This is a genomic window from Enterobacter cloacae complex sp. P17RS (genome assembly GCF_014895885.1).
Taxonomy (GTDB): domain Bacteria; phylum Pseudomonadota; class Gammaproteobacteria; order Enterobacterales; family Enterobacteriaceae; genus Enterobacter; species Enterobacter bugandensis.
The window spans coordinates 223,209-247,087 of sequence record NZ_JADBQK010000003.1; the positions used below are offsets into that span (position 1 = coordinate 223,209).

Sequence of the window (23,879 nt, forward strand, 5' to 3'; positions counted from 1 at the left end):
GCCCATAGACGAAAAGGGCTGGTCATGACGTCTGTTACTTCCTCCACTTCCCGCGTTATTACGGATTCTCCTGTTGTTGTTGCGCTTGATTACAATAAGCGTGACGCAGCGCTGGCCTTTGTCGACGGTATCGATCCTCGCGATTGTCGTCTGAAAGTTGGTAAAGAGATGTTCACGCTGTTTGGACCGCAAATCGTCCGCGATCTGCAGCAGCGCGGTTTCGATGTCTTCCTCGATCTCAAATTCCATGATATCCCGAACACCACGGCGCACGCGGTTGCCGCCGCTGCGGAACTGGGTGTATGGATGGTCAACGTCCACGCGTCGGGCGGGGCGAGAATGATGACAGCCGCTCGCGAAGCACTCCTGCCGTTCGGCAACGATGCGCCATTACTGATTGCGGTTACCGTGCTGACCAGCATGGACGACAGCGACTTGCGCGACCTTGGTGTGACGTTGTCACCTGCCGGGCACGCCGAGCGACTCGCGCATCTGACGCAGAGTTGTGGTCTCGATGGCGTCGTTTGCTCCGCGCAGGAAGCGGTACGCTTTAAGTCAGAGTTGGGCAAAGATTTTAAACTGGTCACGCCAGGCATTCGTCCTGCTGGCAGCGACGTGGGCGATCAGCGACGCATTATGACGCCTGAGCAGGCGTTGGCAGCAGGCGTTGACTACATGGTTATCGGCCGGCCGGTGACGCAGTCTGCGAACCCGGCAGAGACGCTTAAGGCTATCAACGCATCACTGAAAAAGGGGGCGCAATGACGGATTCCAACAGTCGGCTGGTCTACTCGACGGAAAGCGGGCGCATAGACGAACCGAAAACGAAAGCAGAACGTCCGAAAGGTGACGGTATTGTTCGTATCCAGCGTCAGACCAGCGGGCGAAAAGGAAAGGGGGTCTGCCTGATCTCCGGGATTGATCTGGATGATGCGGAGCTGAACAAGCTGGCAGCAGAGTTGAAGAAAAAATGTGGCTGCGGCGGCGCCGTGAAGGACGGCATTATCGAAATTCAGGGTGATAAACGCGATTTAATTAAATCGCTCCTTGAAGCCAAAGGCATGAAAGTTAAACTGGCAGGCGGCTAAAATAAATAAGCCACGGCAAATGCCGTGGCTCGTGTTATATACGTGCGTTAGTCAGACCTGAAATGCGAGGCTAAATCGCCTTAACGGGAAGGCTGATAGAATAATTATTTGCCAACCTGGTGACCGATAATACCACCGACAGCAGCGCCGCCTAATGTACCCAGCGTACTACCATCCGTTAATACTGCACCACCGAGCGCACCAGCACCGGCGCCAATTGCGGTGTTACGGTCACGTTTAGACCAGTTAGAGCACGCGCTCAGGGACATTGCTACAGTGATTGCCAGAACAGCGGCGGCTAATTTTTTGCTGGTTAAGGTCATAATACTTTCTCCTGAATTATCGATTCACGGAAAGATGTACACATTAAGTATAGTCAAAATGAATACTCAATTCTTTTTTCCGTGAAAGCTGGTCGCGCAGGCGTTACGTAATCACGCAGGTGATAGTCACTTCCTGTTATATCGCTAACATTAATTTTACGACTTTACGGCAGGTTAAACAGGTAAAAACTCTTAAAGGATGGATAGGAATCCTCTCAGACGAAGGGGGCATATGCGCCCGGAATACGGGCGCAAATGGACTCAGGCGGGCGTTTTTATAATATCGACAATGAGACCGTCATCTTCCAGTTTATTACGATGTTCGTCGCTTAACCTTTCATCGGTAATTACGCGGCTAAAGCGTGAGGCTGGACCCATGGTGTAAGGATGGACGGCGCCAAATTTAGAGCTGTCGGTCAGCACAATGGCTTCACACTCTTTTTCCAGAACGGCATTCACAACGTCAGATCGCATCATATCCCGTCCGGTGAAGCCTGTCTCCGGCTGCCAGCCGTCAATACCGATAAACGCCTTACTGAAATGAACCTGCTGGACATACTGCCGGGTTAGCGGGCCTACCATGCTCTCACTTTTTTTCTGGTAAATGCCGCCCAGCAAAATCACCTCACAGCGCGTCTCTTTGAGCAAATGGGCGATATAGCTACTGACGGTGATGATGGTAACGTCTTTTTGTTCGGCGAGCGTACGTGCCAGAAGAGCGTTGCTGCTGCCGTTTTCAATAAAGACCGTCTCGCCAGGGTTTACCAGCGATGCGGCAAATTCTGCCAGTTCTCGTTTAAGCGCGTAGTTATTCATCATGCGCGTCTCAACGTCGTCGCTGTCCAGCGGCACGGCATAGCCATGCGCACGGCGCAGGTAGCTCTGTTTTTCCAGCAGATTAAGATCCTGACGGATGGTGACTTCTGAAACGCCGGTGGTTTTAGCCAGCTCAACGACGCTTACGCGCCCCTGATCGATGACCATCTGCAAAATGAGTTGTTGTCGGGAATTCATAGCATCCAATTAATAAAGCGAAACGAGGTCTGAGACAGTGGGTTTAGACTTCCCACGGCGCTTTAGGCTGTCGGTTTTCGGGGGCATTGTCAGCGCCATCCTGAGCGAGAAGTTCAGACTTCAGGATCTCGAGATTACGGATTGCAGAGTGATAATCACCCGCCACCAGGATATCCAGCACGGTATCAATACGTTGTGCTACAGCTTGTGGATCAATAGTAGACATCATCTCTCCCCAGGAGCGAAAAGTTAATAATTTCAATGATGCAGAAAATAGGTTCAAAAGAGAAGGGAAAAAACGCCATAACGAAATTACCTATACGAAAGTGAACCTCTGTATGACGTTAACGTTGTTGTCGCGCTTGATATCGTTTTAGCCAGCGCTCGAATGCGGCAGCGGGCATCGGCTTAGCGAAAAGAAAACCCTGCCGTTCGTTGACGCCGTTTTTGGTCAGAAAGGCATCTTCTTTTGCGTTTTCCACCCCTTCGGCAATCACCTGCAGGTTTAACGCCTGCGCCACTGCGACAATGGCGCGTACCAAAGACTGGGAGACAGAGTGCTTATGAATATCTCTGACAAAAGCCTGATCGAGTTTAATGGCATCAATAGGAAAACGCGCCAGCTGGGAAAGGGAAGAGTAGCCGGTACCGAAATCGTCCAGATGAATTTGTGCCCCGAGCCGACTGAATTGCTGGATCACCGAGAGCGCCAGCTCTTCGTTTTCGATAAGACAGCTTTCGGTTAACTCAACGTCGATAGGGCAGTACTCAAAATGCAGATCCTTAAGCGCCTGCTTTAGCTCGCTGAAAATCGTCTGGTCGGCCAACTGACGTGCAGAGACGTTCACGGCCACGCGCAGGTTAATTCCCTTGTCACGCCATTTTGCCACCTGGCGAACCACATCAAGCATCACCCAGCGACCCAGCGGCACAATCAAACCGGACTCCTCGGCATAAGAGATAAATTCCAGAGGGGGGATCAGCCCGCGCTCGGGCGACTGCCAGCGGACCAGCGCTTCAAGGCTTCTGACTTCGCCGCGCCAGGTCATTTTCGGCTGGTAGTGGATCAGGAGCTGATCGTTATCCAGCGCTTTACGCAGGTTGGTGTCCAGCCACAGGTACTCAAACACGCGCTGGTTCATCTCGGGGGAGAAGACGCAGAATTTGCCACGGCCATTCTCCTTGGCGGTGTACATGGCGATGTCGGCATTGCGAATCACGCTTTCCCGATCGTTCCCGTGCTGCGGCGCGAGGGCGATCCCCAGGGAGCAACCGGTGTAAACCTCAATCAGACCGATTCGGAACGGCTGGCGCAGGCGGGTCAGAATACGCGACGCCATCGCTTCCAGCGAGCCCTGAGAGGTATTGGTGGCCATAACGATAAACTCATCGCCGCCGAGCCGCGCTAAAACCTGCCCTTCATCCAGACAACTCAGAAGGGCAAGTGCAACCGCCTGCAGGAGCTGATCGCCGAACATATGCCCGTAGGCATCGTTAACCTTTTTGAAGTTATCGAGGTCGAGGTACACCACGCCAACCTGCGTATCGCCGCGGCTATTGATGGCGTCTGAAATCAGCTCATGGATCGCATTGCGGTTGGGCAGGCCGGTGATGGTATCGGTATTGGCCAGCACGCGCAGGCGCTCCTGTGCCCTTCGTTCTTCGGTAATGTCGGTCCCGGAGCAGATAAGGAAAATTTCATTTTTACCGCTGCCGCTGTGAACGAATTTATTTCTGAACAGAAACAAGCGTTGCCCTTTTCGCGTTTTAATCCAGCGTTCGACTTCGTAGGAGCTGCCGTTGCGAAAGAAACCCGCAATGTTGCGCTTCGAGGCTGCCGCTTCGCTGCGGCTCATGAACAGTTCAAACACGTTCTGACCAATGACTTCATGTTCTTTCAGACCGGTATACTCTTCGCTCAGGCGGTTAAAGCGCTGGATATTGCCGTTTTGATCGAGAATGACAATGACGGAATTCGCTTCAGAAACAACCTGTTCCGCAAAGGAGAGTCCCTGAGCCAGATCGCGTGCCACGGAGGGCGTATCGTTCCAGGCGGAAGCCGTTCCGGCCCACTCGTTTCGGGTGATTTTGCGTCCGACAAGATGGACGGGAACTTGCTCGCCGTAAAGAGAGAGGTTCAGGGAAATGCTGGTGGTCATTACCGTTAGCTGACGGATCTGTGCGGCCTGTTCATCATCCAGTACGATCTCCTGAGTCACGTCAGCATTTTCGCTGGCGGCAAGGTGCAGAGCGTTGCTGTCAGCCGACAATCGCCACCACGGGCTGTGAGTACCCATGTAACGAAACAGCAAATTTTGCTCAAGTTCGTCGATCATGATTTCTCCCGCCGCGACGCATTAGCGAACAAATTATTCATTAGTCGTCGACTTTTCCGTTGAAAATAGCGGCAAAGCCGCAGTGAAAGTATTGTTTTTCTGAGCTTTTTTATAATAAAACGCATCAGGCATATAAAAATGCTGAGCGTATAAAATCCACGTGCCCGAACAGGGCAGCACTCTTTAACTGTAGATAATTATGGCTGTTTTGGGCGGGCTGGGGCCGAAAAAGTAAGAAAAATGATGCTTTTGCGAGGGGAAAGACAGGGAGAAAATTGTCGGCCTTTCTGAACGGAAATGACCGACAATTGAGCAGGTTATCAGGCGACAGGGCGCGCAATAATACTGCGGGTTTCCATGCGAACTTCAGCGATAGTTACATCAATCACGTCAGTGACTTTGTAAACCGTCTCGCCTTTAATTTGCACGGTGCCGCTTTCCTGACTGCAGACCAGTTCGTCACGAACGGCGTGCAGGAACGGGGCAGGGATAAAGGCGACCGCACCGTTATCCACCAGACGTACGCGCATTCCCCCGCGGCTGATATCAATAATTTCTGCCGCGAAGCGGGTATCGGTACCGGCTTTATCCTGCAGGAAGCGCGCGTATAGCCAGTCTCCAACGTCACGTTCCGCCATGCGGTTCAGACGGCGACGCTCGGCCATCTGTAGGGTCGTGTCGTCCTGAGGACGGGCAATGGTTTCGCCCTTAATAATCGCTTTCAGCAGGCGGTGGTTAACCATATCGCCATACTTACGGATCGGGGAGGTCCAGGTGGCGTAGGCTTCCAGACCGAGGCCAAAGTGCGGGCCTGGCTCGGTGCTGATTTCCGCGAAGGACTGGAAGCGGCGAATACGGCTATCCAGGAAACCGGACGGCTGAGCGTCCAGCTCGCGGCGAAGCTTGCAGAAGCCCGGCAGTGTCAGCACTTCTTCCGGATCAACATGCACATCGTGATTCTTCAGCAGGGCCGCGAGCGCTTCGGTATTGGCCGGATCGAATCCGGTATGAACGTTGTAAATACCGAAGCCCAGCCTGTCGCGCAGCACGCGCGCGGCACAGATGTTGGCGGAAATCATCGCTTCTTCGACGATGCGGTTAGCAATGCGTCGCGGCTCGGCCACGATATCCAGCACTTCGCCTTTTTCACCGAGAACAAAACGATAATCCGGACGATCCTTGAAGACCAGGGCGTGAGTCTTACGCCACTCGCCGCGGTTCAGGCAGATGCGGTGCAGCAGACGAATCTGTGCCGCGATAGCATCGGATTCAGGTTTCCAGCTGCCGGTGTTTTCCAGCCAGTCGGAGACATTGTCATAGGCCAGCTTGGCTTTGGATTCGATGGTGGCGGCAAAGAATTCGATATCGTCTTCAATCGTGCCATCTGCGGCAATGGTCATGCGGCAGGCGAGAACCGGGCGCACCTCATTTGGGCGCAGCGAGCAGAGGTCGTCAGACAGTTCGCGCGGCAGCATCGGGATGTTAAAGCCCGGCAGGTAGTTGGTGAACGCGCGGATTTTCGCCGTTTCGTCCAGCTTGCTGCCTTCCACAATCCAGGCGGTTGGATCGGCAATGGCGACGGTCAAATGCAGTTTGCCATCGGCGCTCTCTTCAGCGTAGAGCGCATCGTCCATATCTTCTGTGCTGGCGCTGTCGATGGTGACAAACTCCAGCGCGGTAAGATCGCGGCGCGCCAGGCCTTCATCCTGCATCTCAGTTGCCACGCCGTTCGGCGCTTCTTTTTCAAGATTATGGCGCGCCAGGGTGACCCACCACGGGACGAAATGGTCGTCGCCAAAGGTGATGAACTGGGTCAGTTCAGCATAGAAACCGCGGTCGCCTTTCAGAGGATGACGGCGCATTTCTGCCACGGCCCAGTCACCTTCTTTAAAATCATGCTCAACGCCGCGGGCGGCGCGGCAGGGAATGGCATCTTTCAGCAGGGGGTGATCCGGCACGACAGAAAGACGATCGTCCTTTCTCTGCACTTTGCCCACAAAGCGGGTCAGGAACGGCTCGATCAGTTCTTCCGGCTCGGCGGATTCACGTTCCTTCTCGGTATGGATGACGGCCATGACGCGATCGCCATGCATCACTTTCTTCATCTGCGGTGGCGGAATGAAGTAGCTTTTCTGCGCGTCAACTTCAAGGAAGCCAAAGCCCTTTTCCGTGGCTTTCACGACCCCTTCTGCACGCGGCGTCTGGGAATGCAGTTGCTGTTTAAGCTGCGCTAGCAGCGGGTTGTCCTGAAACATAATGTTCTATTTTCGTAGCCATTGAGCGGCTGACAGTTTTACGCGATTCTCACTGCTACAGCAAGCGCTCTTTGGGGAAAGAGTGTGGTTATTCCGCTTTGCCGGACGCGACTTTTAGTCGATTGAGCCAGCCCTCCAGCGCGCATTGGCTGAGCAGGTTGATCGACTGAACGGCAGTAAGTCCTTCTTCCGTGAGCGGGGTAAATTGTGCGGCGCTGAAGCGGTCCGGCGAGCGTGTCAGCAATTCGGCTGCTGCCGAAAGCGCCGGAGGAGGCAGCGAAATCGTTTCCCGGCTGTTTATCAGGATCTCCCCCATCAGGTCGAGCAAGGTCGGTTCATGGCACAGGACCGGCGTCAGCGCCTCAAGCGTGGGCTCTGCCTGCCAGCGGGAGAGGGACTCAAGCTGATGCGCACTGGCATAGCGAAGCTCGACCACGGGCAGAAGCGAGATCCACGCGTCGGAGGACGTTGGCAGGGTGTGCGGCTGAATATGATGGCCCGGCAGCCAGCGGACGGGATGGCCTAGCAGTGCCTGAAAGACGGCGACCACGCGCGCCTGAAAACCGATAAAGCCGATTATCTGGTTAATCACCACAACGTCATAGATAGACAGACCTACCTCATCAAGCTGGTTTCGCGCCTTATCATCAATGACGTCAGGTGAGCTGGCGAGCTGGCGGGCGTACTGCGTGATTTGCGCCAGCCGTCGGTTACTTTCGCGGGAGGAGTCAGGGCCCGGCAGCGGGGCGAGGAGGGCGGCGTAGTGGTTGCACAGCCGCTGAACGCCGCAGGCCTGCGCCACCGTCAGCGCGGTACTTAACCGATCGTAGGCGCTAAGCGTTCGCAGGCGGTTTACGGGAAGTGAGAGCGGGAACAGCTGGTGACATAAGGATCTGGCAGGAGCAAGCCAGCCGGTACAGGCGGCGACAATCTCATCTGGCAGGGCTAAATCGAGCAAAAAACGATCGTCGACGTTAGCGGCTTCGGGCACCAGGGGCAGCACATCTGGCTGCGCGTGGTTAGACTGGGTTTCGTGATACCAGTGGCCTTTGCCGGAAAAACGGCGTTGTTCCATGGGCGTTCCTTGATCTCAAAATGGCGATCAATATCCTGGCGTAAGGCAGATAAAGGGAAAAATATTGTTAGGTGATAACAAATAGCAGAACGGAATAACGAAGGGGAGTGCGGAGGGGGAAAGCTCTCTTCCCGTGCGGGAAGAGAGCCACAGCTTATTTAATTTCCAGCTCGTTCATTGCAGCGATGTTGAAGCCGCCGTCAACGTGAACCACTTCGCCGGAGATACCTGCGGAAAGGTCAGAGCACAGGAATGCAGCAGAGTTACCCACATCTTCAATGGTAACGGTACGACGAATCGGGGTAACCGCTTCGCAGTGTGCCAGCATTTTACGGAAATCTTTGATGCCGGACGCCGCCAGGGTGCGGATAGGGCCAGCAGAGATGGCGTTAACGCGCACGCCTTCTGGACCCATTGCGTTCGCCATGTAGCGGACGTTGGCTTCCAGAGATGCTTTCGCCAGGCCCATAACGTTGTAGTTAGGGATAGCACGCTCTGCGCCCAGGTAGGACAGGGTCAGCAGCGCTGCGCCCGGGTTCAGCATTGCGCGGCAAGATTTCGCCATTGCAACGAAGCTGTAGGAGCTGATGTCGTGCGCGATTTTAAAGCCATCACGGGTTACCGCGTTCACGTAGTCGCCGTCCAGCTGGTCGCCAGGAGCGAAGCCGATGGAGTGAACGAAACCGTCGAATTTCGGCCATGCTTTTGCCAGTTCAGCAAACATGCCGTCGATGCTTTCGTCTTGTGCAACGTCACATTCCAGAACAATGCTGGAACCCAGCTGCGCGGCAAACTCTTCAACACGGCCTTTCAGCTTGTCGTTCTGGTAGGTGAACGCCAGCTCAGCGCCTTCGCGATGCATTGCCTGTGCGATGCCGTATGCGATGGACAGTTTGCTGGCAACGCCAGTCACCAGAATGCGCTTACCGGAAAGAAAACCCATAGCTTTAATCCTTATATTCATTGCTTATTTTGCCTTGTAATTCATAGCGTTACAGGCAGTATTTCAAAATCATTCGAAATTAGCTCGAAATTATAGCCCACTCACGGCCCCTTGTGTCACGATATTTCTCGTCGATCTCCGAAGAGGAATGCCCCAAAAGGTGAGGCGCGGGCTGGCGGGGGCTCAAAATTTCAGCATTCGTCCAGTATATCACCCGGCAGCAGCTTCGCCTCATCCAACCAGCAAGGTTCCGCGATCCATCAGCGGTATTCACACTTTCCTGGCGTTCTCAACGAAACGCGCAACGACAATAAAGAATACCGGGACGAAAAAGATCGCGAGAAGCGTGCCGCTGATCATGCCGCCAAACACCCCGGTGCCGATAGCGTGCTGCGTGCTGTCACTCGCGCCACGCGCCAGCATCAGTGGCACCACGCCTAACGTAAAGGCTAACGATGTCATCAGAATAGGGCGCAGACGCTGGCTTGCGGCCTGTATTGTTGCCGCCAGCAGGGGTTGTCCTTCCCGGTGGAGCTGCCTTGCAAACTCGACAATCAGAATAGCGTTCTTGGCGGACAGGCCTATCAGGGTGATAAGGCCGACCTTAAAGAAAACATCATTCGTCATGCCCGCAACGGAGACGGCAACCACCGCACCGATAAGCCCCAGGGGAACGACCAGCATGACCGCAAAGGGAATTGACCAGCTCTCATACAGGGCGGCGAGCACCATGAACACGACCAGTATCGACAGAACGATCAGACCCGGGAGCTGAGATTCGGATTTTCTCTCCTGCAATGAGCTCCCGGCCCACTCGCCGGCCATCCCCTGCGGTAAATCCCGTGACAACGTCTCCATGGCCTTCATTGCAGTACCGCTGGATTTGCCCGGGGCCGCACTGCCGGTAATGCGGATAGCAGAATATCCCTGATAACGCGTCAACTGCTGCGGCGCAACGTTCCAGGAAAGCGTCGCAAACGTAGATACTGGCACCATCTGCCCCATACGGTTTTTTACCGATAATTTCAGGATCTGCTCAGGCTGCATGCGGTAAGGGGCGTCGGCCTGAATAATGACCTGCTGAACGCGGCCCTTGTTCGTGTAGTCATTAACGTAGTTCGATCCCATGGTGACCGAGAGCGTCTGGTTGATTTCATCAAATGAAACGCCCAGCGCTTCCGCTTTTTCCCGGTCAATCTGAAGGGCCAGGCTTGTTCCTTCCGGCAGACCGTCTATATACACGTCACTCAGTTCAGGACGTTGATTAGCTTTCATAACCAGCGCATCGGCCGCTCTCTTTAACGCCTCGTAGCCCAGTCCCGCCCTGTCCTGCACGTACCAGGTGAAGCCCGAGGAGGTGCCCATATCCGAAATGGCCGGCGGGAGAAGGCTCATCGTGACGGCATCAGAGACGTTAGCCATGCTGGCCTGTATATGGTCGGCTTCATTCTGTGCGGTCGTACCCTGCCGATCTTTCCAGTCCTTCAGCGTGGTGAAGGCCATGGCCGAATTCGGTCCCGAGCCTGAAAACCCAAATCCCAGAATCATAATGTTGCTTTCAATATCCGGCCGGGCCGCAATTTCCTCTTCAAATTTTTTAACCACTCTCAGGGTGCGCTGCATTGTGGCATCGGAAGGCAGCTGAATTGAGGACATAAAATAGCCCTGATCTTCATCCGGAAGAAAGGACGAGGGCAGCGAAGAAAGCCCCAAACATAGGGCAGCACATAGCGCAACGTACAACAGCAGCATACGCCCGGTACGTCTCAGCACCGCGCCCAGCCCGGATTCGTACCACGTCGTGAGGGTACGAAAGCGGGCGTTAAACCCTGCCGCGAACCTGCCACCAACGTGCTTTGCTGCGCTGTGAGGCTTAAGTAGCGTCGCGCATAGCGCGGGGGTAAGCGTGAGGGCAAGAAATGCCGACAACAGTATGGAGACCGCCATGGAAATACAAAATTGTCGATAAATAATCCCGACGGATCCTTCGGCGAAACCCATGGGAATAAAGACGGCGGTAAGCACCAGCGTGATCCCGATAATTGCCGGCGTGATTTCTTTCATGGCCTCCCGGGTCGCGTCGCGCGGAGAGAGTTGTTTTTCTTCCATCAGGCGCTCAACGTTCTCCACGACCACAATAGCGTCATCTACGATAATCCCTATCGCCAGAACCATGCCGAACATGGTCAGAATATTGATGGAGTATCCACTCAATAGCATCACCGTGAAGGTGCCAAGCAGTGCGACGGGGGCAACAATCGCCGGGATAAGCGTACAGCGTATCTTATGCAGAAATAGCAGCATTACGAGGAAGACCAGAACCATCGCTTCCACAAAGGTCTGCACCACCTTCATGATGGAGAGCTTCACAAAAGGCGCGGTATCGAAGGGAACCGTAAAAGTCATTCCTTCCGGCAACACCTGAGAAAGTTCGTCGATGCGTGCGCGTACGCCTGCAGCCGTGCTCATCGCATTGGCGCCAGGCGATAGCTGGACTGCCGCAGCCGTTGCGGGAACCCCATTTTCGCGGATACCGAAAGCGTAGCTTTGCAGTCCGGACTCAATGCGCGCGACGTCAGACAGCTTCAGCCTTGCGCCGGACGCCTCTGATTTCAGAGTTATATTACTGAAAGCCTCTACGGAAGTGAGTTGCCCCTTCACGGTGATCGGATACGTTACGCCTTGCCCTTCAGATGCCGGTTCATCTCCCGTTTTGCCGGGCGAAACCAGGGCATTTTGCTGGCCAACGGCGGTAAGCACATCGCTCACCGAAAGTCCGTAGCTATGAAGCTTCATCGGGTCCAGCCAGATGCGCAGCGCTTTTTCGCCACCAAACAGCTGAATTTTCCCTACTCCAGGTACGCGGCGAAGCTCGTCGCTTACATGCCGGGCAAAGTAATCGCTTAAATCGGCTTCCTCAAATTTACCGGTTGCGGACTTCAGCCCCACCATCATTAAAAAACCGGAATTGGCCGCCTCGACGTTGATGCCATTTTGCCTGACCGCCTGTGGCAAACGCGGCTCCACAATTTTAATCTGGTTCTGAAGGTCCATCAGCGCCAGCTTGATGTCCGTGCCGGGCTTAAACGTCACGGTAATAGACGCAGAACCGGTTGTGTCACTGGATGATTCGAAGTAAAGCAAATTATCGACGCCAGATATTTCGCGCTCAAGTAACGACACCACCGACGTATTCATAATATCGGGGCTGGCGCCCGGGTAGGTGACAGAAATAATAATCCCAGGCGGTGCCACCGCCGGATACTGCGCAACCGGCAGCCGGGGGATAGATAATACACCCGCCAGGACGATAAAAAGCGCCACGACCCAGGCGAAAATGGGACGTTCAATAAAGAAATGAGGCATTAATTTAACTTCCAGATACGTGACTATTTCAGTGAGTTATTTTGTTCAAGATGGTGTGATGGAGAGTCTACAACTCGCCTGTTTAGCGGACATGGGCGGTTTATGGAGAGAGTGTGGAGCGAAACAACACGGTTGTTTAAATCATTCTCACGATGAGGTACAACGGTGAACCGCCAAAAAAGAGAATTAAATAACACTCATAGTAAAACACCAAATCGTTAAAATCTGGCGTAGCGTTCAGCAGCACAGTGAACGTAATAATGAGATAAACAAAAATCACCATTAGCCAGAAGGCGATGAGAAGTAATTCAGTGAACGCGCCTGCTTTGTTTTGTATTATCAGAGAGACAACCGACAAGGCAATGCAGCCATAGATCATGGGGGAAGAGAGTAGCGTTGCGGCGACTTTCTCATCCATTTTATGCATCAATACCAGCCAGGTATAAAGTAATCCCCACGATAGCAGCAGGAAGAGAGAAAATATGCCGATTTTTTTAGGAGAGAAGTATTTCGAAAGTTCCATGTTCATTATCTCAGCCAAATTCAGAAAGCCTTTAAGCGACAGGGGTATTTACCACGTTAAACGAAAGACGGTTTAACTCCGAATAACTATTGTGGACTGACATTGTCGAGTCTTTATTGACTGAATGTGTAGGCTGTATGGAGAAATTGCCGGGCACTTAAATTAATCCAGGAAATTTTCGCGGTCACGGCACTTTTTCCCGGAGCCTGTGTCTTATTGTGCTAAAGATATCTGATAGCGTGCTCAAAGGGATTTCACCCGCGGAGATAAAATGAACAAAAATACTCTAATCCTTGTTGTTGAAGATGAAAACGAAATTGCCGAAATATTGATGAGTTACTTAGAGCGTTCTGGGATGAAAACGCTGAGAGCCCGGCAGGGCGAGCAGGCGATAGCGCTTAATCGGCTCCATAAACCGGATCTTATCTTGCTGGATATCCATCTGCCCGTATGCGATGGCTGGAGCGTACTCACGACGCTCCGTCAGGAAAGTTCTGTGCCCGTCATTATGGTGTCCGCACTCGATCAGGACGTGGATAAGCTGATGGGGCTGAGGCTTGGCGCGGATGATTACGTCATCAAACCTTTCAACCCTTCCGAAGTGGTCGCGCGAGTTGAAGCCGTGCTGCGCAGAACCAGACCCGCTCTCCAGCAGGCGGGTGCCGTGCCTCTCAGGACGCCTTTTATTACGGTCTATCCGGACGATTTCTACGTTGAGGTCACCGTGGGCGAAGAGGTAGTCTCCCCAGTATTAACGACGACGGAATTTAAACTTCTTACTTACCTGGTGAGATACCCGCGAAAGGTCTGTTCCCGGGAAGAGTTACTTAACGCGTGTCTACCGGAAGGCGATACGCTCGACAGAACGGTAGACAGCCATATGAGCAAGCTGCGTAAAAAGCTGGAGCTTGCAGGCCTTTATGGCGTTCCTGAGAGCATCAGGGGGATGGGCTATCGGCTCGGGGAGAAAAAATGAACAGAGATTCTGTCCTGAGTCGGCAGATCTTAACGTATATGCTGCTGCTGACGTTTATGATCATTGCCATTGCGGTACTGGGCTCCTGGTTTTTTTACTCTTTTATTCTCGATCACCTCCCCGGCGGTGCCGTTGAGGGCGATGACGAGCAAATGACGATGTGGGACTGGGTGTGGATCGGGACCGCGACAACAATCAGTCTAATAATCGCGATATTTTTAACGATAAAACTTTCTTCACGAATACTCACCCCGTTAAACGCGGTAGCGTCCAGCCTGAGAAAAATTTCTCAGGGCCAGCTGGATGCCCGTGCTTATTGCGCCAGCTCCCGTCTGGGAGAGGTCAATCATCTGGTCACGGATTTCAATGAAATGGCGGAAAAACTCCAGACGCTGGATATTCAGAGGAAATCCTGGAACGCCGCCATTGCCCATGAGCTGAGAACCCCGGTCACGATTTTACGCGGGCGGCTTCAGGGGCTGGTTGACGGCGTTTTTGAGCCGGATCCGCTGCTTTTTAATAATCTTCTCAAGCAGACTGAGGGGTTAACCCGTTTGATTGAAGATCTTCGGGTGATCAGCTCTGACGGCGGGGCGGGTTATACGCTGTATAAATCCAGAACGGACCTCAAAGGCACAATCCAGGATGCGCTTGATACTTTCATGCCCGAGTTCAAGCACAATCAGTTTGTGATTAAAACAGAGTTGAGGGAACAGCGATGCGTGTTCGATCCGTTGCGCATCAATCAGTGTCTGGCCGTTCTGTTTGACAACGCATTACATTATTCAACTTCGCGGAAACTCATCGTAAAAAATGGCGTCTCTGATAAAGGCAATTATATCCTTATTGAGGATGGCGGGCCGGGCATCCCCAGGGAATTTCATGATTTCTTATTTCAACCCTTCCAGCGGGATAATGGTGCCAGAGATGTGAATCCTGAAGGATGTGGTTTAGGCTTATCGGTGGTAAAAGCCATCATGCTGGCTCATGGTGGCGATGTAACGTATACCTTATCGAAGCAAAACCACTCCCTATTCAAACTGACCTGGCCCGATGCCTGAGCCCTGGCGGCAGGTCAGCCCGGCCTGCCTGCCGATAGCGGCAACTGCCATATATCGCCTAACTTTGTATCCCATTCCAGAGGGGTAATTCGCAATTTGCCCCGTTTTGGGCTTAAGGTTATTTCACTGAAGTAAATTTCATCGCTTTTCAACATGAGGTCAACGCGGCAGTAGTCAAGACCCTTCGCCAGCTCCTGAGCGGCCAGCAGAGCCTCACGGAACAATTTCGGCTCGCCGGGCGCGACCGGCGTATTAGGATATTCCATCTGGAAGGGCTGTAAATTCCAGTGTCGGTCGTAAACGTTGATAAACTCTCTGCCGCGGTCATCTGTAAAATCGGCCTCAACATAGTGTGCGACGCCGTGAAAACAGTGAATTCTCAGCATTTCCGGCGTGCTGTTCCTGTCCGCATTATTGAAAAGATCGACATAGGGCTCACACAGTATAACGGGTGTAATATTTTTGTACTGCCACTCGCGCGTGGTGTAATACAAATTCTTCTTTAATGCGAGAGTGAGCTTTTTTCGGGCCTGCCGGTAATTGAACTGGTTTTTGTTTGTACAGATTATTGTGCTTCCACTGTCATGATTGCACTTAAGGACGAATTGATCGGGCAGTGTTGAAAAATCGATATGCGAAAACCTGCGGTATACCCCAATCAAAGGCACCGCTTTTACTCGCGTTGTTCTGGACGCAACGTATTCGCGGACGGCGAGTTTATCGGCAAGCATTGTGTAGAGATTATTATGGTCATAGACCAGGCGATGACATATTTTTTCACTCAACGTAGTGGGTGATTTAATGTCAGGGGTTATGCCTGATGTCTTTTTGAGTTTTGCAGTGTGAAAATTGAGGTCCGTCATGAAATATGAACGGCATTTTCTGATGAGATACTCCGTATATTTTAGAACATATGTGGTGGTGTTCATTTCTTCTCCTCCGTAATGTCCCGGTATTCTGGAGAAGAACTATTGATGGATATTGCTTAAAATATGGAGCAGGGATGGAGATAAAAATAAAAGGATTAAATAGCGCACGCAGGCTATTTAATCCTTATTTGAGCGGAGCAATCCGTGTTTACCGCCGCGCTTAACGGTCTTTTCTCCACGCATCGGCGGTCAATGCTTCACCGAAATGCCCGGCAATCAGCCTTTTCGTCAGCTCATGAAGCGGGGAGGCCATCACATCCGCCGTGCTGCCGCGCTCGACGACTTCCCCCTGGTGCATGACCATTACCTGATCGCTGATGTGCTTCATCATCCCCAGATGCTGGGTGACGTAGATGTAGGAGATACCCTGCTTTTCCTGTAATTCGAGCATTAGGTTAATCAGCTGCGAACGCATCGACATATCCAGCGAGGCAAGCGCTTCGTCTGCAACGATCACTTTCGGGCGCAGAATCAACGCGCGGGCCAGACCCAGACGCTGTTTCTGACCGGGGGCCAGCATATGCGGGTAGTAGCTTTCGTGATCCGGTAACAGCCCAACCATACGCAGCGTTTCGAAGATACGCTTGCGGCGCGCCTCTGGCTCCAGTTCGGTATTCAGACGCAGAGGGAAATCAAGGATCTGCGAAATGCGCTGGCGTGGATTAAGCGAGGTAGACGGATCCTGGAAGATCATGCGGATGCGCTGGCTGCGAAAAGAGTAATCGCCAAACTGCAGAGGATGATCGTCAATCAACACTTCTCCAGCAGTGGGCTCGACCATGCCGGCAAGCATTTTCGCCAGCGTGGATTTGCCGGAGCCGTTTTCGCCGATGATCGCCAGCGTCTGTTTTTCACGCAGGGTAAAACTCAGTGGCTTAACCGCTTCGACAGTCTGACGATGAAACAGCCCCGTGCGATAGCGAAAGGTCTTACTCAGATTGCGGACTTCCAGCAAGGTTTCGACCATTTCACTCTCTCTCCATGTTCAGCGGGAAATGACAGGCGTAAAGATGATTTTTGGCGCCGGTCAGGCGCGGCGTTTCGATACATTTACGCTGAGCATACGGACAACGCGGCCCCAGACGACAGCCTATCGGCAACGATTCCAGCAGCGGAATCGCTCCGGGTAGGGTATTCAGACGGCTCTTGTGCGGCATGGCGCTGCCAAAATCAGGAATGGCGCGGATAAGCGCCTGCGTATATGGATGGTGCGGCGCGGCGATCAGCTCCTCACTCGGGGCAGTTTCGACCGTTTGCCCGCAGTACATCACGTCAATTTTATCCGCCCATTTGCTGAGCATTTGCAGGTCATGGCTGATCAGCAAAATGGTGGTGTTATTGTTCTGGTTCAGGCGCGACAGCAGGCGGAAAATTTGTGCCTGGGTGGTCGGCTCCATCGCGTTGGTGGGTTCATCCGCAATCAGCAAACGCGGCTGATTAGCCAGGGCGATGGCAATCATCACCTTCTGGCATTCACCGTCGGTCAGCTCATACGGGAAGCTGCGCATCGCGTCTTTATGGTCTTTGATCCCGACGCGGTGTAATAGCTCAATGGCGCGGCGCTTGCGCCAGCCGAAACGCTGCCACCAGCGGCCTTTATAGGTCCAGCCGGGAATATTCTGCATCAGCTGTTTGCCTACGCGCTCGGACGGATCGAGGCAGGACTGTGGCTCCTGGAAAATCATCGAGACGTTATGGCCGACCAGCTTGCGACGCTCGCGCGGAGAGAGGCGCAGCAGGTCTATATCGTCGAACCGCATGCGGTCGGCGGTCACGCGCCAGTTGTCTTTCGCCACGCCGCAGATCGCTTTGGCGATCAGGCTTTTTCCCGAACCAGATTCACCCACCAGCCCGCGAATCTCGCCCTCGGCGAGAGTAATGCTGATGCGATCGACAGCTTTAACCCAGCCTTCACCGGTTTTGAATTCAATGGTGAGGTTGCGAATATCAAGAAGCGGCATTATTGCACCCCCGCGTTAATTGCACGGCGAATACCATCGCCCAGCAGGTTGATCAGCAACACGCTTACCATAATCGCCGCCCCCGGCAGCATAACCGTCCACGGCGCCACGTAGATCAATTCCAGCGCGTCACCGAGCATCGCACCCCATTCAGGGGACGGCAGCTGCGCGCCGAGGTCGAGGAACCCGAGCGCAGCGATGTCCAGGATCGCCATCGACAGCGCACGGGTGATCTCGGTGACCAGCCCGGCGGCGATGTTTGGCAGAACGGCAAACCACAAAATATTGAAGGTCGTCGCGCCGTCCAGACGGGCCGCAACGACATACTCTTTTTCCAGCTCGTCATGCACCATGCTGTAAACCGAGCGCACGATGCGGGGGAGGATAGCCAGCCAGACGGCGAACATGGCATGCGACAGATGCGGACCGGCAAAGGCAACCACAATGATTGCCAGCAGCAGAGACGGAATCGACAGCAGCGTGTCCAGAATGTGGTTCAGCACCGCCGAGCGCAGGCCGTGCGTGGAGCCCGCGAAAATACCGAGAGCCAGTCCACAGAGCGTCGCCGCGAGCGTCACGACAAACGCGCCGCCCACCGTCGGGGCAGCCCCGCTTAACAGACGGCTCAATACGTCGCGTCCGAGATCGTCAGTGCCGAGGAAGAATGAGACTTCGCCGTAGCGTGACCAGGAAGGCGGCAGCAGCTGATAGCCAAGGAACTGCTGATCGATGCCATAAGGCGCAAACCACGAACCAAAGAGGCAAAGCAATACCAGACCGGCGCAGCCATAAAGGCCGATCATTGCCGTGGTGTCACCATAGAACTTTCGCCACACGGTACGCAGCGCACCGGGCGTGCGCTTTTCACTGTAAACGTTATCGTAAGGCATACCATTCCTTATGCTTCAATGGGTTAGCCATCGCACCCAAAATATCGGACAACACGTTAACAATAATGACCAGCGAACCAATCACCATCACACCCGCTGATATAGCAGCATAATCCTGCTGACGGATGGCGTTAATCAGCCAGCGTCCCAGCCCGGGCCAGCTAAAGACCATCTCGGTGATCATGGCCAGCGTAAGCATGGTGGAAAACTGCAGCCCCAGGCGCGGAATTACCGGCGGCAGAGCGTTGTGCAGGACGTTGCGGCGCAGTATGGTCAGGCGCGACAATCCGCGCGTGGCGGCAGCTTTGACATAGTTCTGCTCAAACACCTCGATGGTGCTCAGGCGCATCAGGCGGATCACCTCGGTTGTCGGCGCAACCGCCAGCGTCAGCACCGGCAGTACCATATGACGCAGGGCGCTGACGATCATCTCATGGCGCCAGACGGAATCGGACAGCCAGGCGTCAATGATGGCAAAACCCGTTACCGTTTTAACCGTATAGAGCAGGTCAAAACGGCCAGAGACTGGTAGCCAACCCATCGTCAGCGAGAAGAACAGCGTCAGCAGCAGCGCCAGCCAGAATACCGGGATAGAGAAGCCGAGCAGGGCAAGGGCGCTGATAAACTTATCCTGCCACTTGTTGCGGTAGATCCCGGCCAGCATGCCCACGGGAATACCTACCATCAGGGCAAAGCCGAAGGCCAGAATGCACAGCTCCATCGTGGCCGGGAACACCTCCTTCAGCTGCTCGGAGATAAGCTGCCCGTTGATGCTCGACACGCCGAAATCCCAGTGCAGCAGACCGTTAAACCAGAACAGCCAGGCATCCCACAGCGATGAGCCCTGTAGCGGGGCGTGCGGCGTGAAATAGCTCAGGCTGAAGCCGACAAAGTTCAGGAAAAAGAGCGTCACCAGCAGTAAAAGGAGCCGACGCAAGGTAAAAATAATCATGGTTTTTTCACCTCTTGTTCTTTTTCACGCGATACGCCGGCGAACGAGGCGTTGCCGAACGGGCTCAGCACCAGGCCTTTAATATCATAGCGGTAGGCCTGAAGGCGCAGGGAAGAGGCCAGCGGAAGCACCGGCAGTTCCTGAGCGAGTATCTTTTGCGCTTCATCGTAAGCGTCAATGCGCGATGCCAGCTGTTGGGAAGAGAGCGCTTTTTGCAGCACGGCGTCGAACTCCCGGTTACACCAGTGGGCGTAGTTGGTCTGCGAATTTATCGCAGCACAGCTCAGCAGCGGCCGGAAGAAGCTGTCCGGATCGTTACTGTCGGTAGCCCAGCCTGTCAGGGTGAGGTCGTGATTCATATCCATCAGGCGCGCCTCCTGGAAACGGCCCTCAACCGGTACGATGATCACCTTGACGCCCACCTGCGCCATATCCGCCTGCAGCAGTTCAGCGGTTTTCAGCGGGCTCGGGTTCCACGCCTGGGAGCTGGTGGGCACCCAAAGCTGGAGCGTCAGGTTTTCCGCGCCCAGCGCTTTCAGTTGTTCACGCGCTTTTGCCGGATTGTATTCCGTAATTTTAGCCTCACCGTCGTAGGCCCACGAGGCGCGCGGTAAAATTGAGGCGGCGGTTTCCGCCGTGCCGTAGTAGATCGACTGCATCAGACGCTGGTTGTTGATCGCCAGCGCCAGAGCGTGACGTACGGCAGGGTTGTTCAGCGGCGGCTTATCGGTGTTAAAGGCCAGATAAGCGATGTTCATCCCCGGGCGTAACGTCAGACGCAGACGCGGATCGTCGCGCAAAATGGTGAGCTGGCTGGCAGCGGGCCAGGCGAGCACGTCGCATTCCCCGGTGAGCAGTTTCGAGAGCCGTCCCGTTCCGCCAGACCCGAGATCGACCACCACCTGCGGCATCAGCGGCGTACCGCGCCAGAAATGTTCGTGGCGCTGCAGGCGAATATATTGCCCCGCGCGGTATTCGGCCAACTGGAATGGACCGGTACCGACCGGCTGGCGGTCGAGCAACTCCTGACGATCTTTTTTCGTCAGCTTCGCCGCGTATTCGGCGGACATAACGGACGCATAGTGGGTCGCCAGGTGCCAGAGGAAGGAGGCATCCGGGCGCGTCAGCGTAAATTCAACCGTCCGGCTGTCCAGCTTGCGCACGCTTTTAACGGTGTCGGCAAACTGCAGGCTGTCGAAATAGGGGAAATTATCCCCGTTAACGTTATGCCACGGGTGGTTACGGTTAAAGATACGCTGGAAGGTGAAGACCACGTCATCCGCGTTCAGCTTGCGCGTAGGGGTAAACCACGGCGTACGCTGAAACGCGACATCATCGCGCAGGCGAAAACGGTAGGTTGCACCGTTATCCAGGACTTCCCAGCTTTCCGCAAGTTCAGGCACCAGGCGATAGGTGTACGGGTCGACATCAAGCAGACGGTCGTAAAGCTGCGCGGCGAGCGTATCCACAATCAGGCCGCTGCCCGCTTTTTGCGGGTTGAAGGTGTCCACCTGGCCACTGACGCAATAGACGAAGCCGCTGTCACGAATGTCAGGCTGCGTAGACTGCCCGGGCGCAGCAAACGCCAGGCCGCTGAACAGACCGAGTGCAAAAAAGGACGATAAAACCAGACGCATAATTTTTAAGGTTTTTAGGTTCGATCTGCAAAGTGTATCGCACTTACGCCTGCTTCGTAAAAATGTCTGCGGGTAAGTGCCGATATTGTCAGCGCATTTGATGTTTTTTAAGCAATGCCCGTAACTGATGGTAGGTCAGGCCCAGGAGTTCGGCCGCGCGTTTCTGGTTATATTTCGCCGCCTTCAGGCTTTGCTCCAGCAGCTGTTGCTCCTGCTCGTGCTGGAACTGGCGCAAATCAAGGGGCAGCGCGGGAGTATCGCCTGACGATGACGGGGAGGAAACCGGCGGCGCATTGCGCTGAAAAGGATCGATAATGATATTGTCCAGCTCCGTCTCGCTGCTGCCGTGGCGGTAAACAGAACGCTCCACAACGTTCTTCAGTTCGCGGATATTTCCCGGCCAGCGGTAGGCCAGAAGCGTCTCCCGCGCATGATCGCTGAAGCCGGGGAAAAGAGGGAGACCGAGCTCGCGGCACATCTGAATCGCAAATTGTTGAGCAAGCAGCATGATGTCGCTCCTCCTGTCGCGCAGGGGCGGAAGCTGAACGACGTCAAAGGCCAGGCGGTCAAGCAGATCGGCACGAAATTTCTCCTTCGCGACCATCTCCGGCAGATTGGCGTTGGTGGCGCAGACCAGGCGCACGTTAACCTGCAGCGGCTGGCTGCCGCCGACGCGCTCCAGTTCACCATACTCAATCACGCGCAGCAGCTTTTCCTGCACCAGCATCGGCGCGGTGGCGAGTTCATCAAGGAACAGGGTACCGCCGTCGGCGCGCTCAAAGCGTCCCGGATGGCGCTTTTGAGCGCCGGTAAACGCGCCCGCCTCGTGGCCGAACAGCTCGGTGTCGAGCAGGTTTTCATTCAGCGCCGCACAATTTAGAGAAATGAAGGGGCCGTCCCAGCGTCCGGATAAATAGTGCAGACGGTTGGCAATCAGTTCCTTACCCGTGCCGCGCTCGCCGATAATCAGCACCGGTTTGTTGAGCGGCGCAAGGCGAGAGACCTGTTCCAGCACCTCAAGAAAACTGTTGGCTTCGCCGAGTAAGTTATCTTTGTATTGAGCCATGATGAAATTAACCACTCCTTAGCGATATTCACCAGGTCAGCATAGTTCTGTGATGAATAAAAATCAATCACATCGTGTAAAATCAATAAGATAAAAAACTGGCACGGAAATTGTATTATCAGTACAGCAGGGCATAGCCCGATAACAGAACTATGAGGATTTGATTATGGGTATTTTTTCTCGTTTTGCCGACATCGTGAACGCCAACATCAACTCACTGCTGGAGAAAGCAGAAGATCCGCAGAAGCTGGTGCGCCTGATGATTCAGGAGATGGAAGACACGCTGGTTGAAGTGCGTTCTACCTCCGCCCGTGCGCTGGCTGAGAAAAAGCAGTTAACGCGCCGTATTGAGCAGGCCACCGCTCAGCTCAATGAATGGCAGGAAAAGGCGGAACTCGCCCTGCGCAAAGATAAAGAAGATCTTGCTCGCGCAGCGTTAATTGAAAAGCAGAAGCTGGCGGACATGATCGCTACGCTGGAGCATGAAGTCACGCTGGTGGAAGACACGCTCACCCGCATGAAAAAAGAGATTGGTGAGCTCGAAAATAAACTGAGCGAAACCCGCGCGCGTCAGCAGGCGCTGACCCTGCGTCATCAGGCGGCAAGCTCTTCCCGCGACGTGCGTCGTCAGCTGGACAGTGGCAAGCTGGATGAGGCCATGGCGCGTTTTGAGTCATTCGAGCGTCGTATCGACCAGATGGAAGCGGAAGCAGAGAGCCACGGCATCGGTAAGCAAAAGTCGCTGGATCAACAGTTTGCCGATCTGAAAGCGGACGATGAAATCAGCGAGCAGCTGGCGGCATTGAAAGCCAAAATGAAGCAAGATAACCAATAATAATGTTGCGGCACCTGAGCGTGCCGCTAAGCATCCGACGACAAGGAGTACACATGAGCGCGCTTTTCCTGGCCATTCCCCTGACGATTTTCGTGCTGTTTGTTTTGCCGATTTGGCTATGGCTGCACTACAGCAACCGTTCTTCAGGGAACGATTTATCCCAGAGTGAACAACAACGTCTTGCGCAGCTTACCGACCAGGCTAACAAGATGCGCGATCGCATTCAGGCGCTGGAAGCAATCCTGGATGCAGAACATCCTAACTGGAGGGACCGTTAATGTCAGGACTGAATCTGAACAAAAAATTGTGGCGAATTCCACAGCAGGGCATGGTGCGCGGCGTTTGCGCCGGGCTGGCCCATTATCTTGACGTTCCGGTAAAGCTGGTTCGTGTGGTCACGGTGCTGTCGATATTTTTCGGCCTGGCGTTTATCACTTTCGTCGCCTACATCGTGCTGTCGTTTGTACTTGACCCGATGCCGGAAGGCGAACTGGCTGCGGAAGGCGCGCCTACCAGTAACGATCTTCTCAATGCGGTTGACGATCGGCTGGCTGAAGGGGAGAAGCGGTTACGTGAAATGGAACGCTATGTCACATCCGATACCTTTACGCTGAGAAGTCGTTTTCGTCAGCTTTAAGAGAGAATATAC

The 23,879-nt window shown here is 54.1% G+C and carries 23 protein-coding genes; 7 read left to right on the forward strand and 16 right to left on the reverse strand.

The features are described from left to right. Nucleotides 1–24: 24 nt before the first annotated feature. Together pyrF and yciH are read left to right on the forward strand one after the other, a co-directional pair. Nucleotides 25–765, forward strand: a complete 741-nt coding sequence (gene pyrF / locus IM265_RS02020) for an orotidine-5'-phosphate decarboxylase (protein WP_193030781.1) — start codon at nt 25–27, stop codon at nt 763–765. Then, nucleotides 762–1,088: a stress response translation initiation inhibitor YciH gene (gene yciH / locus IM265_RS02025; protein WP_045630534.1), complete on the forward strand. Its 327-nt coding sequence runs from the start codon at nt 762–764 to the stop codon at nt 1,086–1,088. Before pyrF ends, yciH begins: the two co-directional genes overlap by 4 nt. Before the next feature lie 104 nt (nt 1,089–1,192). On the opposite strand, the gene osmB is transcribed toward yciH, so the two are convergent. The 9 genes from osmB to IM265_RS02070 form a co-directional block, all read right to left on the reverse strand. Next, nucleotides 1,193–1,411, reverse strand: a complete 219-nt coding sequence (gene osmB, locus IM265_RS02030) for an osmotically-inducible lipoprotein OsmB (RefSeq protein WP_008501216.1) — start codon at nt 1,409–1,411, stop codon at nt 1,193–1,195. A gap of 261 nt (nt 1,412–1,672) precedes the next feature. Beyond that, entirely contained in the window at nt 1,673–2,425 is a 753-nt protein-coding gene (locus tag IM265_RS02035) for a DNA-binding transcriptional regulator YciT (RefSeq protein ID WP_041909650.1), read from the reverse strand. Nucleotides 2,426–2,468: 43 nt separating this feature from the next. Continuing rightward, nucleotides 2,469–2,651, reverse strand: coding sequence for a hypothetical protein (locus IM265_RS02040; protein WP_041909652.1), 183 nt, complete (start codon nt 2,649–2,651; stop codon nt 2,469–2,471). A gap of 118 nt (nt 2,652–2,769) precedes the next feature. After that, nucleotides 2,770–4,761 carry a cyclic di-GMP phosphodiesterase gene (gene pdeR / locus IM265_RS02045; RefSeq protein ID WP_028013393.1) on the reverse strand — a complete coding sequence of 664 codons (1,992 nt, stop codon included), beginning with the start codon at nt 4,759–4,761 and terminating at the stop codon, nt 2,770–2,772. Between the two features lie 320 nt (nt 4,762–5,081). After that, complete coding sequence (locus IM265_RS02050; protein ID WP_045260657.1) at nt 5,082–7,016, reverse strand: exoribonuclease II; 1,935 nt, start codon at nt 7,014–7,016, stop codon at nt 5,082–5,084. Nucleotides 7,017–7,104: 88 nt separating this feature from the next. Continuing rightward, nucleotides 7,105–8,091, reverse strand: coding sequence for a CMD domain-containing protein (locus tag IM265_RS02055; protein WP_193030779.1), 987 nt, complete (start codon nt 8,089–8,091; stop codon nt 7,105–7,107). 154 nt (nt 8,092–8,245) lie between these two features. Next, on the reverse strand, nt 8,246–9,034 hold the full coding sequence (gene fabI, locus IM265_RS02060; RefSeq protein WP_003856831.1) for an enoyl-ACP reductase FabI: 789 nt from the start codon (nt 9,032–9,034) through the stop codon (nt 8,246–8,248). A gap of 270 nt (nt 9,035–9,304) precedes the next feature. Further along, nucleotides 9,305–12,400, reverse strand: coding sequence for a multidrug efflux RND transporter permease subunit (locus IM265_RS02065; protein ID WP_193030777.1), 3,096 nt, complete (start codon nt 12,398–12,400; stop codon nt 9,305–9,307). A gap of 136 nt (nt 12,401–12,536) precedes the next feature. After that, a complete protein-coding gene (locus IM265_RS02070) occupies nt 12,537–12,923 on the reverse strand; it encodes a hypothetical protein (protein ID WP_041909660.1) in 387 nt (128 codons plus the stop codon). A gap of 271 nt (nt 12,924–13,194) precedes the next feature. Between IM265_RS02070 and IM265_RS02075 the strand changes: the two genes are divergently transcribed. Both IM265_RS02075 and IM265_RS02080 read left to right on the forward strand, forming a co-directional pair. Further along, the gene (locus IM265_RS02075; protein WP_063154355.1) at nt 13,195–13,899 is read left to right on the forward strand and encodes a response regulator; all 705 of its coding nucleotides are present in this window, start codon (nt 13,195–13,197) and stop codon (nt 13,897–13,899) included. Beyond that, nucleotides 13,896–14,960, forward strand: coding sequence for an ATP-binding protein (locus IM265_RS02080; protein WP_048959144.1), 1,065 nt, complete (start codon nt 13,896–13,898; stop codon nt 14,958–14,960). Before IM265_RS02075 ends, IM265_RS02080 begins: the two co-directional genes overlap by 4 nt. A gap of 14 nt (nt 14,961–14,974) precedes the next feature. Here IM265_RS02080 and IM265_RS02085 read toward each other — a convergent pair whose 3' ends face one another. The 7 genes from IM265_RS02085 to pspF all read right to left on the reverse strand — a co-directional run bounded on the left by IM265_RS02085 (nt 14,975) and on the right by pspF (nt 22,395). Continuing rightward, nucleotides 14,975–15,889, reverse strand: coding sequence for an ATP-grasp fold amidoligase family protein (locus IM265_RS02085; RefSeq protein ID WP_063154353.1), 915 nt, complete (start codon nt 15,887–15,889; stop codon nt 14,975–14,977). A gap of 160 nt (nt 15,890–16,049) precedes the next feature. Continuing rightward, complete coding sequence (gene sapF / locus IM265_RS02090) at nt 16,050–16,856, reverse strand: putrescine export ABC transporter ATP-binding protein SapF (RefSeq protein WP_028013385.1); 807 nt, start codon at nt 16,854–16,856, stop codon at nt 16,050–16,052. Nucleotide 16,857: 1 nt separating this feature from the next. Beyond that, on the reverse strand, nt 16,858–17,850 hold the full coding sequence (gene sapD, locus IM265_RS02095) for a putrescine export ABC transporter ATP-binding protein SapD (RefSeq protein ID WP_028013384.1): 993 nt from the start codon (nt 17,848–17,850) through the stop codon (nt 16,858–16,860). Then, a complete protein-coding gene (gene sapC / locus IM265_RS02100; protein ID WP_028013383.1) occupies nt 17,850–18,740 on the reverse strand; it encodes a putrescine export ABC transporter permease SapC in 891 nt (296 codons plus the stop codon). Before sapC ends, sapD begins: the two co-directional genes overlap by 1 nt. Beyond that, the gene (gene sapB, locus IM265_RS02105; protein WP_041909670.1) at nt 18,727–19,692 is read right to left on the reverse strand and encodes a putrescine export ABC transporter permease SapB; all 966 of its coding nucleotides are present in this window, start codon (nt 19,690–19,692) and stop codon (nt 18,727–18,729) included. Before sapB ends, sapC begins: the two co-directional genes overlap by 14 nt. Next, complete coding sequence (gene sapA / locus IM265_RS02110; RefSeq protein ID WP_028013381.1) at nt 19,689–21,329, reverse strand: ABC transporter substrate-binding protein SapA; 1,641 nt, start codon at nt 21,327–21,329, stop codon at nt 19,689–19,691. The genes sapB and sapA overlap by 4 nt, the downstream gene beginning before the upstream one ends. An 88-nt stretch (nt 21,330–21,417) precedes the next feature. Beyond that, entirely contained in the window at nt 21,418–22,395 is a 978-nt protein-coding gene (gene pspF / locus IM265_RS02115; protein ID WP_193030775.1) for a phage shock protein operon transcriptional activator, read from the reverse strand. 166 nt (nt 22,396–22,561) lie between these two features. On the opposite strand from pspF, the gene pspA reads away from it, so the two are divergent. The 3 genes from pspA to pspC are packed head-to-tail and all read left to right on the forward strand — an operon-like array spanning nt 22,562 to nt 23,867. Then, on the forward strand, nt 22,562–23,230 hold the full coding sequence (pspA, locus tag IM265_RS02120; RefSeq protein ID WP_028013379.1) for a phage shock protein PspA: 669 nt from the start codon (nt 22,562–22,564) through the stop codon (nt 23,228–23,230). Between the two features lie 53 nt (nt 23,231–23,283). Then, the gene (gene pspB / locus IM265_RS02125) at nt 23,284–23,508 is read left to right on the forward strand and encodes an envelope stress response membrane protein PspB (protein WP_028013378.1); all 225 of its coding nucleotides are present in this window, start codon (nt 23,284–23,286) and stop codon (nt 23,506–23,508) included. Then, entirely contained in the window at nt 23,508–23,867 is a 360-nt protein-coding gene (gene pspC, locus IM265_RS02130; RefSeq protein WP_028013377.1) for an envelope stress response membrane protein PspC, read from the forward strand. The genes pspB and pspC overlap by 1 nt, the downstream gene beginning before the upstream one ends. Nucleotides 23,868–23,879 lie beyond the last annotated feature (12 nt).

What these genes read in the sequence shown, in the direction of transcription:
- IM265_RS02040 (WP_041909652.1), bottom strand. Translation starts at nt 2,651, where the DNA reads ATGTCTACTATTGATCCACAAGCTGTAGCACAACGTATTGATACCGTG.
- sapB (WP_041909670.1), bottom strand. Translation starts at nt 19,692, where the DNA reads ATGATTATTTTTACCTTGCGTCGGCTCCTTTTACTGCTGGTGACGCTC.
- sapD (WP_028013384.1), bottom strand. Translation starts at nt 17,850, where the DNA reads ATGCCGCTTCTTGATATTCGCAACCTCACCATTGAATTCAAAACCGGT.
- IM265_RS02085 (WP_063154353.1), bottom strand. Translation starts at nt 15,889, where the DNA reads ATGAACACCACCACATATGTTCTAAAATATACGGAGTATCTCATCAGA.
- sapF (WP_028013385.1), bottom strand. Translation starts at nt 16,856, where the DNA reads ATGGTCGAAACCTTGCTGGAAGTCCGCAATCTGAGTAAGACCTTTCGC.
- fabI (WP_003856831.1), bottom strand. Translation starts at nt 9,034, where the DNA reads ATGGGTTTTCTTTCCGGTAAGCGCATTCTGGTGACTGGCGTTGCCAGC.
- IM265_RS02050 (WP_045260657.1), bottom strand. Translation starts at nt 7,016, where the DNA reads ATGTTTCAGGACAACCCGCTGCTAGCGCAGCTTAAACAGCAACTGCAT.
- IM265_RS02070 (WP_041909660.1), bottom strand. Translation starts at nt 12,923, where the DNA reads ATGGAACTTTCGAAATACTTCTCTCCTAAAAAAATCGGCATATTTTCT.
- pyrF (WP_193030781.1), top strand. Translation starts at nt 25, where the DNA reads ATGACGTCTGTTACTTCCTCCACTTCCCGCGTTATTACGGATTCTCCT.
- sapA (WP_028013381.1), bottom strand. Translation starts at nt 21,329, where the DNA reads ATGCGTCTGGTTTTATCGTCCTTTTTTGCACTCGGTCTGTTCAGCGGC.
- sapC (WP_028013383.1), bottom strand. Translation starts at nt 18,740, where the DNA reads ATGCCTTACGATAACGTTTACAGTGAAAAGCGCACGCCCGGTGCGCTG.
- pdeR (WP_028013393.1), bottom strand. Translation starts at nt 4,761, where the DNA reads ATGATCGACGAACTTGAGCAAAATTTGCTGTTTCGTTACATGGGTACT.
- pspF (WP_193030775.1), bottom strand. Translation starts at nt 22,395, where the DNA reads ATGGCTCAATACAAAGATAACTTACTCGGCGAAGCCAACAGTTTTCTT.
- IM265_RS02055 (WP_193030779.1), bottom strand. Translation starts at nt 8,091, where the DNA reads ATGGAACAACGCCGTTTTTCCGGCAAAGGCCACTGGTATCACGAAACC.
- IM265_RS02075 (WP_063154355.1), top strand. Translation starts at nt 13,195, where the DNA reads ATGAACAAAAATACTCTAATCCTTGTTGTTGAAGATGAAAACGAAATT.
- IM265_RS02065 (WP_193030777.1), bottom strand. Translation starts at nt 12,400, where the DNA reads ATGCCTCATTTCTTTATTGAACGTCCCATTTTCGCCTGGGTCGTGGCG.
- pspB (WP_028013378.1), top strand. Translation starts at nt 23,284, where the DNA reads ATGAGCGCGCTTTTCCTGGCCATTCCCCTGACGATTTTCGTGCTGTTT.
- pspA (WP_028013379.1), top strand. Translation starts at nt 22,562, where the DNA reads ATGGGTATTTTTTCTCGTTTTGCCGACATCGTGAACGCCAACATCAAC.
- pspC (WP_028013377.1), top strand. Translation starts at nt 23,508, where the DNA reads ATGTCAGGACTGAATCTGAACAAAAAATTGTGGCGAATTCCACAGCAG.
- IM265_RS02035 (WP_041909650.1), bottom strand. Translation starts at nt 2,425, where the DNA reads ATGAATTCCCGACAACAACTCATTTTGCAGATGGTCATCGATCAGGGG.
- yciH (WP_045630534.1), top strand. Translation starts at nt 762, where the DNA reads ATGACGGATTCCAACAGTCGGCTGGTCTACTCGACGGAAAGCGGGCGC.
- IM265_RS02080 (WP_048959144.1), top strand. Translation starts at nt 13,896, where the DNA reads ATGAACAGAGATTCTGTCCTGAGTCGGCAGATCTTAACGTATATGCTG.
- osmB (WP_008501216.1), bottom strand. Translation starts at nt 1,411, where the DNA reads ATGACCTTAACCAGCAAAAAATTAGCCGCCGCTGTTCTGGCAATCACT.